The following is a 15,445-nucleotide window of genomic DNA, read 5'->3' on the forward strand; positions in this document are numbered from 1 at the left end:
TGCCCATCCGACGGTGGAAGGGCTCGCTTCCGTTATCCGTGAAGGAACGGACAGTCCCTATGAAGCAATGAAGCCGGTGGAACAGCGTGAGACCTATCCGGTTTCCTCCGCCCAAAAGCGGATTTATGTCCTTCAACAGCTGGAGGACGGGGGGACAGGCTACAATATGCCGGCTGTGTTAGAGCTGGAAGGGAAGCTGGACCCGGAAAGGCTGGACAGGGCTTTCCAAGAGCTGATCAAGCGCCACGAGTCGCTTCGGACATCCTTCGAACAGGACGAAGGCGGCGAGCCGGTGCAGCGCATCCATGACGAGGTGCCGTTTACATTACAGACCGCAGTCCTCGGCGAACAAACCGAACAGGAAGCCGCAGCCGCGTTTATCCAGCCGTTTGACCTCACCCAAGCGCCGCTGTTCCGTGCCCAAATCGTACAGGTATCAGATGAGCGGCACCTGTTGCTGGTTGATATGCATCACATTATATCAGACGGCGTTTCCGTCAACATTCTGATTCGGGAATTCGGGGCGCTTTACAACAACCGAACCCTTCCGATGCTTCACATTCAATATAAGGACTACGCCGTATGGCAGGAAGGATATAAAAAAGGAGACGCGTACCAGACGCAGGAGGCGTACTGGCTGAAGCAGTTCGAGGGCGAGCTGCCGGTGCTGGATCTCCCGGCTGATCATACCCGCCCGCCGGTGCGGAGCTTCGCCGGTGACAAGGTCTCATTTACGCTTGATCAAGAGGCCGCATCAGGCCTTCATAAGCTGGCACGGGAGAATGGAAGCACACTGTACATGGTGCTTCTGGCGGCTTACACAGCGTTATTATCACGCTTAAGCGGACAAGAAGAGATCATCGTCGGATCGCCAATTGCCGGCCGGCCGCACAAGGACCTTGAGCCGATACTCGGCATGTTTGTGAACACGCTGGCGCTTCGGACACGCCCGGAGGGCGGGAAGCCGTTTGTGCAGTATTTGCAGGAAGTGCGTGACACAGCATTGGAAGCCTATGAACATCAGGATTATCCGTTTGAAGAGCTCGTCGATAAGCTTGGAGTGACGCGGGATATGAGCCGGAATCCGCTGTTTGACGTGATGTTTGTTCTTCAAAATATGGATCAGGAATCGATTCATTTGGATGAACTGCATCTAAAACCTGCAGCAAACAATGGGCATCAAACATCAAAATTTGATTTAACCCTGTATGCTCACGAACAGCCCCGAGGTTTGCTGACGTTCCAAATGGAATTTAGTACGGACTTATATAAGAAAAAAACGATAGAAAAGTGGCTTCATTATTTCATCAATATGTTACTCTCCATCATCCAAGACAACAAAGCCGCTCTCGGATCAATAAATATACTGAATGAGGATGAGACCCATTACCTTATCCATGAGCTGAATCGTACAAAAATAGAATATCCAAGAAATGAAACCATCAGCAGACTCTTTGAAATGCAGGCGGAACAAACGCCTAATGCCATAGCAATTGTCAGCGATACACAAGAGTTAACTTACGCGGATCTGAACAGCTGGGCAAATCAAATTGCTTCACTTCTACAGAGAAAGGGAGTCGGGCCTGATCGAGTCGTAGCCTTGTTGGCAGGACGAACGCCAGAACTCATAGCCGGAATGCTGGGTATTCTGAAAGCGGGGGGAGCCTATTTGCCTATCGCTTATGATCTGCCTGTGGAGCGAATAGCTTACATCCTGTCAGACAGCGGAGCGACATTCCTTCTTCAATCTGAAAAAGTCGACAAACGGCTATTAGACATTGAATGTGAACAAATCATAATCGAAGACATTCAAAAGCAAGGAGAAACGATAAATATTGAATCGTCTGCAGGGCCGCATTCGCTCGCTTATATCATTTATACCTCTGGATCAACCGGTAAACCAAAGGGTGTCATGATTGAGCAGCGAAGTGTCATTCGCCTTGTTAAAAACAGCAATTATATTGCATTTACACCTACAGACCGTCTTCTCATGACATCATCTATCGGTTTTGATGGTGTGACATTTGAAATATTTGGACCGCTGCTAAATGGGGCAGCTTTGCACCTGTCCGAGAAACAGGCATTTCTCGATCCCCATCAGCTTAAGAGATACATAGAACATCACGGGATCACAACGATGTGGCTGACATCTTCTCTATTCAATCATTTGACAGAGCAAAATGAGACAACATTTTCACAGCTGAACCATCTGATTATAGGCGGAGAAGCTTTGTCGGTGAGCCACATCAATCGAATTAAAAATGTCTGCCCGGAAGTATCGATATGGAACGGATATGGGCCAACTGAAAATACAACTTTTTCGACGTGCTTTCACATTCAAAAAACATATGAACTTTCCATTCCGATCGGGCGGCCGATTGGTAATTCCACCGCTTATATCTTAAATAAATGGGGAATGCTGCAGCCGATCGGAGCTGTTGGCGAACTTTGTGTCGGCGGAGATGGCGTCGCCAGAGGATATTTGGGCCGTCCTGATTTAACGAGAGAGAAATTTATCCCAAATCCATTTGCGTCTGGCGATCGACTGTACCGCACAGGTGATCTGGCGCGCTGGCTTCCCGATGGCACAATTGAGTACGTTGGCCGTATTGATGATCAAGTAAAAGTCAGAGGCTACCGGGTGGAGCTGGGTGAGATCGAATCAGCACTTCGCCAAATAGAGGGGGTCAAAGAAGCAGCTGTATTGGCACGTACAGGACAGACAGGGAGCAAAGAGCTGTTTAGCTACATCAGTGTGAAAGCAGACACGAATGCTGAACAAGTGCGTTCTCTTCTCGCGCGTTCACTGCCAAATTATATGATTCCGGCGTACATCATTGAAATGGATACACTTCCGCTCACATCAAACGGCAAATTGAACCGGAAAGCACTGCCTGAACCAGATTTTGCATCTAAACAAACGTACGTCCCGCCACGCAACGAACTTGAAGAGCAGCTGGCATTGATCTGGCAGGAGGTTCTAGGCATCCAGAGGATCGGAATACAGGATTCGTTCTTTGAATTGGGCGGAGATTCAATCAAGGCACTTCAAGTTTCTGCACGCCTCGGACGCCACGGGTTAAGCCTGCAGGTAAGTGATTTATTCCGTCATCCAAAGATAGAAGACGTATCATCATTTATCCGTAAGACAGAAAGAATCATAGAGCAAGGACCCGTTGAAGGAGATGTTCCATGGACGCCTGTTCAGCAATGGTTTCTTTCACAAGATATTGAAGAACGACACCATTTCAATCAGTCTGTCATGCTTTTCCATTCTGACCGTTTGTCTGAAGACGCTCTTAGAGCATCCTTAAAAAAACTGGCGGAGCATCATGATGCGCTTCGGATGGTTTATCGCAACGATGACGGGCGGTGGTCTCAAATCAACCAAAGCATACATGAATCACAGCTATATAGTTTAAGAATATCTGATCTTTCACAGACAGAAGGCGGTTGGGAAACACAAATCAAACAAGAAGTTGCAGATCTTCAGCAAAGCATCAATTTGCAGGAAGGACCATTGTTACATGCCGTGTGGTTTAAAACATTGACCGGAGATTACTTGTTCCTTGCAATCCATCATCTTGTTGTTGATGGTGTGGCATGGCGGATTTTGCTGGAGGATTTGTCAGCAGGATACCAACAAGCGGCTGCAGGCGAGGCGATTCAGCTTCCGCCTAAAACTGATTCCTATCAAGAATACGCCAGACGGATTCAGGAATATGCCCAAAGCAGCAAGCTGATTCGCGAAGAGGCGTATTGGCGAAGTGCAGAAGAACAGCAAGCTGCGGAACTGCCATATGAAATGTCGCATCATGAGAACACCGACTGCAGCAAAAGGGACTCGGTGAGCTTTTCACTCACTGAAGCAGATACCTCCGTCTTGCTGCAAAACGTCAATCACGCCTATGGTACAGATACACAAGATATACTGCTAACTGCGGCATCTTTGGCAATTCGTGAATGGACAGGCGGAAGCAAGCTCCGGATTGCAATGGAAGGACACGGGAGAGAACACATTCTGCCGGAGTTGGATATCAGCCGAACGGTCGGCTGGTTTACATCTATTTACCCCGCCCTCATAGACTTTGAAAATCATGGGGATGAACTCGGAACCGCAGTAAAAACCGTTAAAGATACACTGGGCCGGATACCAAACAAGGGGATGGGATACGGTATGCTGAAATACCTCACACACCCTAAAAACAAAAGTATTGAGTTTTCAAAAATACCGGAAATCAGCTTTAACTATTTGGGACAGTTCAATGACATAGAAAGACAGGATAACTTCCGCCCATCGAGCCTTGGAAGCGGAAAGGACATCACTCATACATGGAGGCGTAAACAGATCATCGAGATGAGTGCAATGGCAGCAGACAAAAAGCTTCATTTCAATCTCAGTTATCCGCCAGCCCGCTTTCATCGAAACACAATGGAGCAGCTTATCAACAGGATCGAACACTTTTTGCTGGACATTATGAAACACTGCGTCGGTAAACAGAAAGCAGAAAAGACACTGAGCGATTTTAGCAGTCAATCATTAACGACAGAGGATTTGGACAGTATATCCAGCTTGGTGGAAGAATTGTAGAAAATTATGACAGGGAGACATGAACATGACAAAAGCGAATTCAATTCAGGATATTTATCCGCTGTCTTACATGCAGGAAGGGATGCTTTTCCATTCCCTCCTGCAAAAAGATTCACAAGCATATGTCGAGCAAGCTTCTTTTACAATAGAAGGGACAGTCAACCCGCAGTGTTTTCAAAACAGCATCAACGCTCTTGTAGCAAGACACGATATTTTCAGAACGATTTTTATCAGTCAAAATGTTTCATCTCCCCAGCAGGTTGTCCTGAGAGAACGGAATGTCATCGTACAGGAAAAAGACATCACGCATTTAAACGAAGAGAAGCAGTCACAGTTTATCGAGCAATTGAAAGAAGAGGACCGGGCTCAAGGGTTTCAGTTGCAAAAAGATATGCTCATGCGCATCACTCTGATTCAAACAGGAGAGGGCAAATACACTTGTATTTGGACCTTTCATCACATCATGATGGACGGCTGGTGCCTCAGCATTGTGTTAAAGGAGTTTCTCCACATTTACGCATCTTATGTACACGGCTCCCCTATATCATTGGAGCCGGTCCAGCCATACGGAACGTATATCAAATGGCTGATGGAGCAAGACAAAGAGCAGGCAATTTCTTATTGGGAACATTATCTATCTGGCCATGACCAGCAAACCATACTCCCGAAGCAGAAAAAAACAAAGGGGAGAAGCAGGCAGGAACACGTTACGTTTTCATTCTCTAAGGAAGAAAGCATCAGGCTTTCAGAGCTTGCCGCAAGAGAAGAAGTAACACTCAGTACGATTTTTCATACCATTTGGGGCATTCTGCTTCAAAAATATAATAATAAAGATGATGCCGTATTCGGTTCTGTCATGTCAGGAAGGCCCGCCGAAATCGAAGGTATTGAACAGATGGTAGGCCTTTTCATTAACACGATACCGGTTCGGGTTCAGGGAGAAAAAACGCCATTTCTACAGCTCATAAAAGATATGCAAAAAGACCGTCTTGCCGCTGAAGCATACAGCTACCACCCTTTATATGAAATTCAAGCCCGTTCAGCGGTTAAGCAAGGGTTAATTGATCATATTCTCGTATTTGAAAACTACCCGGTTCAGCAAGAGATTCAGATGCTGAATAAACAGGAACATGCTTCTGATCTTTTTCAGATTCATAACTTCACTGTGGCAGATGAAACCAACTACAGCTTTTATCTTATGGTGGCGCCAGGGGAAAAAATCCATATCAAAATGAGCTATGATGCGGAGCAGCATGATCGGCCTTTTGTGCTTTCTGTCAAAGAGCATCTTTTGAATGCTGTATCGCAAATCTTAACTAATCCGAATCTTCCGCCTGAAGAAATCGATATCACGACTGACACTGAAAAGCAGCAGCTGATTGGTGAAATGGCAGATCTATCACCTGTTTACGAAACCATCCACGGTATGTTTGAAGAACAAGCGGAAAAGACACCGGATGCTCGCGCTGTAATCGATCAAGCCTGCTCGTTAACGTACAGAGAATTGGACAAATCGGCTAACAGATTGGCGCGGCATTTGCGAATGAAAGGTGTTGTGAGGCAGGAGCCTGTTGCGCTCATGATGGAACGCTCTGCGGCGTTTATCACCGGTGTTCTTGGTATCTTGAAGGCAGGCGGCGCCATTGTTCCGATTGATCCGCATTATCCGGCTGACAGAATCCGTTATATTCTAAATGACTGCGGCTGTTCGCATATTGTTTCACAAACGCATCTTTCTGCATCGCTTGAAGACAATTACCTGATCACTCATACAGAAGATATCAAAAGCAATGAAGATGGCAGTAACATGAAGTCAGTCAACACTGCGGATGATCTGCTGTATTTGATTTATACATCAGGCACAACAGGTAAACCAAAGGGTGTTCAATTTGAACATCGAAACATGGCTAACTTGCTGAAGTTCGAATATACTCACTCCGGCATTGACTTTGAAGCAGATGTTCTGCAATTTGCGACACCAGCCTTTGACGTCTGTTATCAAGAAATTTTTTCAGCGCTTCTTAAAGGCGGCACACTGCACATCGTGCCAGAAGCCATAAAAAGAGATGTGCCTCAGCTGTTTGCATTTATAAACAAGCATCAGACGAATATTGTGTTCCTCCCAACGGCTTTTATCAAAATGATTTTCAGCGAGCAACAATTTGCGAACTCGTTTCCTTACGGCGTCAAACACCTGATTGCAGCTGGAGAACAATTAATCATTTCAAGCCTTTTTCAAGATGCATTACGCAAACGCGGCATGCACCTGCACAATCATTACGGACCTGCAGAAACTCATGTGGTATCTACGTATACCATACATCCGGGAGACCCTATTCCTGAGTTTCCTCCAATCGGTAAACCGATAGGCTGTACTGATCTATATATTTTGAATCATCAAAAACAGCTGCAGCCCTGCGGCGTATCAGGTGAACTCTATATTACCGGCGCAAGTGTTGCCAGAGGATATGTCAATCACGATAGCCTGACACGTGACAAATTTTCACCTGACCCTTTCAGGCCCGGAGCGATCATGTACCGTACGGGTGACTTGGCCAGACGACTTGAAGACGGCAGCATCGAATATATCGGACGGGCAGACAATCAAGTGAAAATCAGAGGTTATCGAATTGAACCGCAAGAAATCGAAATTACGTTAATGAATCATCCGGATATTAAAGCAGCTGCCATTCTCATCAGGCAAGACCAAAACGGTGAACATGAATTGTACGCTTACTATGGCAGTGTACAAAGGCTGAATACAGCAGATTTACGCAGCTATATGGCTAGTGAGCTCCCAGAATACATGATCCCGGTGAAATGGGTATGGGTTGACAACATACCTCTTACCCCAAACGGAAAAGTAGATCAATCAGCACTTCCTGAATCAGATGATTCAATTAGCGGGATTCCATATACTGCCCCTCGTAATCTGTTAGAGGCAAAGCTTTCGCAAATATTTGAAGATGTGCTGAAAAATGGTCATATAGGCATCCAAGACAACTTTTTTGACCATGGCGGCCACTCGTTAAAAGCAACAGTGCTTATGTCACGGATCGCAAAGGAATTTCATGTGCAAGTTCCGCTTAAGGACATCTTTGGCCACCCTACGGTAGAAGGATTGGCTTCAATCATTCGAGAAGCTGAGCAAAATCCGTATGCGGCAATTGAACCAGCAGAAGAAAGGAAGACATATCCTGTATCTTCGGCACAAAAACGGACATATATGCTTCAGCAGCTTGATGAGGGTGTCGCCTACAACATGCCAGCGGTCTTAGAACTGGAAGGGGCACTGGATGTCGCTAAACTGTCTGCTGTATTTAAAGAATTGATCAGTCGGCATGAGCCGCTTCGAACTTCCTTTGTATCTGGGGCTGATGGCGAGCCGGTTCAGCGTATCCATACTGAAGTGCCGTTCACATTAAGTAAAGAGGCCGCTATTGAGGGTTTTGTCCGTCCCTTTGATCTGAGCCAGGCGCCGTTATTTAGAGCGGGTCTTATTAAAGTGGCGAACGAGAAGCATGTATTGCTGGTGGACATGCATCATATCATTTCAGATGGCGTATCCGTTCAGCTCTTAATCCGAGAATTCACCGATCTTTATGCAAACCGGCAGCTTAAGCCATTGCGGATCCAGTATAAAGATTACGCCGTTTGGCAGCAGCAATTTAAAAAGGGGGACTCGTACCAAAAGCAGGAGATTTACTGGCAGCAGCAGTTTAGACGGGATCTTCCTGTACTAGAGCTTCCGACCGATAAACGCCGGCCGGCAGAACGACAATTCACAGGCGGAAAAGTAACCTTTCAAATGGATAAAGAGATTACGGCCAGCATAAAACGGCTCGCCCGTCAAAACAGAAGCACGCTTTACATGACACTGCTCGCTTTGTATTCAGCTTTTTTATCACGGTTAAGCGGTCAGGATGATATCGTGATTGGTTCACCTATCGCCGGACGGCCCCACGCCGACCTTGAAGCAGTTCTCGGGATGTTCGTCAATACATTGGCTCTCCGGACACGACCGGCAGGCAATAAGACATTTGAAGAATTTCTGAAGGAAGTCAGGCAGACGGCACTAGAAGCGTATGAACATCAGGATTATCCGTTTGAAGAGCTTGTGGATAAACTCGGTGTGCAGCGGGAAATGAGCCGGAATCCATTGTTTGACACAACGCTTGTCCTGCAGAATATGGAACAGCATAAGCTGAAAATGAAAGAGGTACAGCTTCAATGGCACGATTTGGAGCATCCAATATCGAAATTTGATATTTCCCTGTATGTGACAGAACACGATTCCGAGCTATTCTGTCAGTTTGAATACAGTACAGCTTTGTTTGAGAAAGAAACCATCCAAAGGTGGGCCGGTCTTTTCACCACGCTTGTGGAACATACAGCTGTCAGCCCTGAAACAGAATTGGACAACATTCCACTCTTAACAAAAGAAGAAGAGAGGGCTTTCATTGAATCATGCCATCCGTTTCAGGAGACAGGCTATCCGATGAATCAAACGCTCCACTATGCACTCGAAGAGCAGGCAGCAAAAACGCCTGATCAGCCGGCCGTTATCTTTGAACATGGAGCGATAACCTATAAAGAATTGAACGAACAGGCTAACCGTATCGCCTGGGAACTGATCGGACGAGGAGTAAAACCTGAAACGACTGTTGCCATTATAGGAAAGCGTTCACCTGAAATGCTGATTGGCATTTATGGCATTCTTAAAGCTGGCTGTGCTTATCTGCCTATCGACCCGGATTATCCGGAAGAACGAATCAGCTTTCTGCTGGAAGACAGCGGTACAAATATTCTCCTGCTTCAGTCTGCTGACCTGCCTGTTCCGGCATTTGCAGGAGAGCTTGTTTATCTCAATCAGACAAATAACGGGCTGGAACATCGTTTGTCCAATCCGAATGTGGACGTTCTCCCGCAATCTTTAGCATATGTCATCTATACATCCGGTTCTACCGGCAGGCCTAAGGGTGTTGAAGTTGAACATCGATCTGCGGTGAATTTTTTGAATTCCCTTCAGTCCCGCTATCGGCTGAAGCACTCAGATGTGATTATGCATAAAACATCTTATTCATTTGACGCTTCAATATGGGAGCTGTTTTGGTGGCCTTATGCCGGTGCTTCTGTTTATCTGCTTCCTCAGGGAGGCGAAAAAGAACCTGAAGTGATCGCGAAGGCTATAGAGAAACAGAAGATCACAGCTATGCATTTTGTGCCTTCAATGCTTCATGCATTTTTAGAACATATAAAATATCGCCCTGTACCGATTAAGACAAACGGACTCAATCGGGTGTTTTCCGGGGGAGAGCAGCTGGGAACCCATCTCGTCTCCCGATTTTGCGAGTTGCTTCCAAATGTTGCATTAACCAATTCCTACGGACCAACGGAGGCAACCGTAGAAGCTGCTTTCTTTGATTGTCCGCTGCATGAAAAGCTTGAACGGATTCCAATTGGAAAACCTGTTCATTATGTCAGATTGTATATCCTCAATCAAAAGCAGCGGATGCTGCCTGCCGGATGTATCGGCGAACTGTACATTGCAGGAGCCGGTGTTGCCAGGGGCTATTTGAATCGGCCGGCATTAACGGAAGAGCGTTTTCTTGAGGATCCGTTTTACCCGGGTGAACGCATGTACAAAACAGGGGATGTGGCGCGCTGGCTCACTGATGGACATGTTGAATTCCTCGGCCGGTTGGATGATCAAGTCAAAATCCGCGGCTACCGGATTGAGCCCGGAGAAATTGAAGCGGCGCTTAGAAGCATAGAAGGCATAAGGGAGGCAGCCGTGACCGTACGGACAGACAGCGGCGAGCCGGAATTATGCGCTTATATAGAAGGGCTTCGGAGAAACGAAGTGAGGGCGCAGCTTGAGAGACTGCTGCCGGGCTACATGATCCCAGCTCATATGATAGAGATGGAACAATGGCCGGTTACGCCAAGCGGAAAGCTTGACCGAAACGCCCTGCCAGCTCCTGACGGAGCGGCAGATGAAGAGACATACACGGCGCCGAGAAATGTGACAGAGATGAAGCTTGCCCATCTGTGGGAGGACGTGCTGAAAAACGGACCTGTCGGGATTCACGACAACTTTTTTGACCGTGGAGGACATTCCTTAAAAGCCACCGCGCTTGTGTCCCGGATCGCCAAAGAATTCGATGTGCAGGTGCCGCTGAAAGATGTATTTGCCCATCCGACGGTGGAAGGGCTCGCTTCCGTTATCCGTGAAGGAACGGACAGTCCCTATGAAGCGATGAAGCCGGCGGAACAGCGGGAGACCTATCCGGTTTCCTCCGCCCAAAAGCGGATTTATGTCCTTCAGCAGCTGGAGGACGGAGGCACAGGCTACAATATGCCGGCTGTGTTAGAACTGGAAGGGAAGCTGGACCCGGAAAGGCTGGACAGGGCTTTCCAAGAGCTGATCAAGCGCCACGATTCGCTTCGGACATCCTTAGAACAGGACGAAGGCGGCGAGCCGGTGCAGCGCATCCATGACGAAGTGCCGTTTGCATTACAAACAGCAGTCCTCGGCGAACAAACCGAACAGGAAGCGGCAGCCGCGTTTATCAAACCGTTTGATCTCAGCCGAGCACCGCTGTTTCGTGCCCAAGTCGTAAAGGTATCAGATGAACGGCACCTGTTGCTGGTTGATATGCATCACATGATTTCAGACGGTGTTTCCGTCAACATTCTGATTCGGGAATTCGGGGCGCTTTACAACAACCGGAACCTTCCGGCGCTTCACATTCAATACAAAGACTACGCCGTATGGCAAGAAGGGTTTAAAAAAGGGGACGCGTACCAGACGCAGGAGGCGTACTGGCTGAAGCAGCTCGAGGGCGAGCTGCCGGTGCTGGATCTCCCGGCTGATCATACCCGCCCGCCGGTGCGAAGCTTCGCGGGTGACAAGGTCTCCTTTACGCTTGATCAAGAAACTGCATCAGGCCTTTATAAGCTGGCACAGGAGAATGGAAGCACACTGTACATGGTGCTTCTGGCGGCTTACACAGCGTTATTATCACGCTTAAGCGGACAGGAAGATATCATCGTCGGCTCGCCAATTGCCGGCCGTCCGCACAAGGATCTTGAGCCGATACTCGGCATGTTTGTGAACACGCTGGCGCTTCGGACACGCCCGGAGGGCGGGAAGCCTTTTGGACAGTATTTGCAGGAAGTGCGCGCCACTGCATTGGAAGCCTATGAGCATCAGGATTATCCGTTCGAAGAGCTTGTCGATAAACTTGGAGTGACGCGGGATATGAGCAGAAACCCGCTATTTGATACCATGTTAGTTGTCCAAAATAATGATTACGAGCCATTGCATATGCATGATTTGCAAATGAAGCCGGCAGAAGTTTCTCATCTCGTTTCTAAATTCGATTTGACACTACAAGCATCTGAGGGTGACGGGAACATACATTTTCTTTTTGAATATTCAACCGCACTGTTTGAGAAAACCACTATGGAACGCTGGGCATCTCATTTGACAAATGTACTTCGCATCATCGGAAAAAATCCAGAGGTGACACTCAACCGTATCGACATCCTGACCCAAGAAGAGCGAAACAAGCTGCTCAATGAGTTTAACATCAGGAAAGCAAATCAATACGAAGAACAAACAATCAGTCAATTGTTTGAGCAGCAAGCTGCACGAACACCAAAAGCCTCTGCACTTGTCATCGGAGACAAAACACTCACATATCAGGAGCTTGACGAGTGGTCCAATGGAATCGCACACACATTGCGCAGCAGAGGTGTTAAACCGGACACACCAGTAGGCATCATGATGCCTCGTTCGTTCAGCATGGTAGCAGCCATACTTGGTGTGTGGAAAGCAGGCGGCTGTTACGTTCCCATTGATCCTGAATACCCATCGGAACGGAAACGCTATATTCTCAGCGATAGCGGAACGAAACTGCTGATGACAGTAAATGAAGCGGATTGGAGAGCTGATGATGATTTTGAAGGAGAGATCTTGACCGTCGAAAACGCGGAGACATACGACAAATCACCGCTGCCGCAAGTATCGTCTGCTCATCATTTAGCCTATATCATTTATACATCAGGAACGACGGGCCGCCCAAAAGGGGTAATGGTCGAGCACCGCAATGTAATCAGTCTTTTAAAGCATCAAAACCTGCCTTTTGAATTTGGCCATGAAGACGTCTGGACGTTCTTTCATTCATATTGCTTTGATTTCTCTGTATGGGAAATGTTTGGTGCGTTATTGAACGGAAGTACACTAGTTGTGGTCTCTAAAGAAACAGCCCGTGACCCTCAGGCATTCCGTTTATTGTTAAAGAAAGAACGCGTCACTGTACTCAATCAGACCCCGACAGCTTTTTACGGCCTGATGCATGAAGATCAAAACCATTCGGATCGATTAAACATCCGATACGTCATTTTTGGCGGCGAAGCTTTACAGCCCGGCATGCTTCAAAGCTGGAATGATAAATATCCTCATACTGAACTAATCAATATGTACGGTATTACAGAAACAACAGTGCATGTAACAGTCAAAAAATTGTCCGCAGATGATATTGCCGCAAATAGAAGCAATATCGGACGGCCTCTTTCAACTCTGCAGGCTTATGTGATGGATGCTCATATGAACCTGCAGCCGATCGGAGTTCCAGGGGAGCTTTATATAGGCGGTGAAGGCGTGGCACGGGGATATCTTAACAGAGTTGAGCTGACCGCTGACCGTTTTGTACCCAATCCGTATCTCCCGGGGGACAGATTATACCGAACAGGAGACCTTGCGAAACGCCTGTCAAATGGCGAGCTGGAATATGTAGGCCGTATTGATGATCAGGTTAAAGTCAGAGGGCACCGTATTGAGTTAGGCGAAATCCAAGCGGCTCTTCTTCAGCATCCGATTATTAAAGAGGCAGCTGTCATTACAAGACCAGATGAGCAAGGACAAACAGCTGTTTATGCATACATGGTGACAACAGATCAACAGGCCGCGAATACATCAAGTATTCGTGCTTCTCTAAAAAACATGCTGCCTGACTTTATGCTGCCCGCCCGTTTGATACAGATTGGCAGCATCCCGCTAACTGTTAATGGAAAGCTTGATCAGAAAGCCCTGCCTGAACCCGAAAAACACGCTTATCCTGCTGATGATATCAGCCCAAGAAATGAGATTGAAAAGGTGGTGGCTGACATTTGGGAGGAGCTTCTTAGTGTGGATGAGCTGGGCGTAAACGCTAATTTCTTTGAGCTGGGCGGAGATTCTATTAAAGCGCTGCAAGTTTGTGCCAGACTGAAGCAGCGCGGATTCGAAACGACAGTACGTGAGATGTTTGAACATCAGACTCTTGGTGAATTGTCCGCTCGGGTTCGAAAAGCTGTGCGCGTCATTGACCAAGGCCCGGTCGAGGGCGAGATCACTTGGTCGCCTGTTCAGAAATGGTTTCTTGCTCAAGATATAAAAGAAAAACACCATTTTAATCAGTCCGTAATGCTGCATCGAAGCACCTCTATACAAGAAGACGCACTGCGCAAAACGTTAAAAGCAATAACAAGTCATCATGATGCGCTGCGGATGGTATTTTCACAGAATGAACAAGGATATTGGAATCAATATAATCGGCCGATCAGTCATTCGGACGATGCACTGTATGGCCTTCAGATGATTGATTTATCAGCTCCAGAAGACACTAACGGAAATAGAGCGTATGAGCCTATTATCAAACACCATGTACGTGATATTCAGCAGAAAATGGATTTGAAGAATGGTCCGCTGCTGCAAGCTGGTCTGTTCCGCACAACTGACGGTGATTTCTTATTTTTATCGGCTCATCACTTCGTCGTTGACGGCATCTCATGGCGGGTTCTGCTTGAAGATTTGTCTTTAGGGTATCGCCAAGCTGCTGGCGGGGAGGATATCAAACTGCCGCCTAAAACAAGCTCGTTTAAAGCGTACGCGAAAAAGCTTTCTGGCTATGCAGAAAGCCAGCAGCTTATAAAACAGCTCAAGTATTGGCGCGAAACCGAAGAATATCAAACAGAAGCACTGCCTTTTGATCAAATCGACGGACCCATAGCAAACGAGAGAAAACGATCCACCATTTCGTTTACATTAAACGATACAGAGACAGCTGCGCTTTTAAAAGATGCCAACAGCGCATACAACACAGATACTCAGGATTTGCTTCTCGCTTCTGTCATTCTCGCGCTGCGCCATTGGACCAATCAATCCGCTTTCAAACTATCATTAGAAAGCCACGGGCGAGAGGATGTATTAGACGGGGTTGATGTGAGTCGTACGGTTGGATGGTTTACCGCCATTTATCCGTTATTGATTAAACTGAACGCAGACTTGCCAGATTCGGAAGAAGGCATGGTTCATGTGCTAAAAACAACAAAAGATACACTGAGACGTGTACCCGACAAAGGATTCGGCTACGGTGTCATCAAATATTTGACGCCGCCTGACAAAAAAGACATCGATTTCACAGGTGCGCCAGAAATCAGCTTCAATTATTTGGGGCAATTTGAAAGCGGCAGCCCAGCTGAAGCACCTGAGGAGGACGCCTTCTCATTCTCTCCGCTTGGTGCCGGGGATGATATCAGCACAACATGGAACCGTGAACAGTCGCTGGATATCAGCGCAATCGCTGCAGAAGGTAAAATGACTGTCAACATGACGTATGACAATGCCCGCTTTGAGCGCAAAACCATCGAACAGCTTAGCGAAACATGCCGTCAATTTTTATTACAGCTGATCGAACACTGCCAGAACAAAAGCGAAACAGAAAAGACGGTCAGTGATTTTGATGATCAAGAACTGACCGAGGACGCGCTGCAAGAGATTGCTGATATGCTCAGTTTTCACTAATG

At 47.1% G+C, this 15,445-nt stretch carries 2 protein-coding genes; both read left to right on the forward strand.

Annotated elements, in window-relative coordinates; translation table 11 throughout:
• The coding region (locus ACY3LV_RS17040) for an amino acid adenylation domain-containing protein (RefSeq protein WP_464864205.1) at positions 1-4,591 on the forward strand (4,591 nt) is incomplete at its 5' end.
• 25 nt (positions 4,592-4,616) lie between these two features.
• Positions 4,617-15,443 (forward strand): amino acid adenylation domain-containing protein, encoded by a 10,827-nt coding sequence (locus tag ACY3LV_RS17045; RefSeq protein WP_464864206.1) that lies wholly within the window; start codon positions 4,617-4,619, stop codon positions 15,441-15,443.
• The last annotated feature ends 2 nt before the right edge of the window (positions 15,444-15,445 follow it).

The organism is Bacillus sp. 11C, from assembly GCF_055486375.1.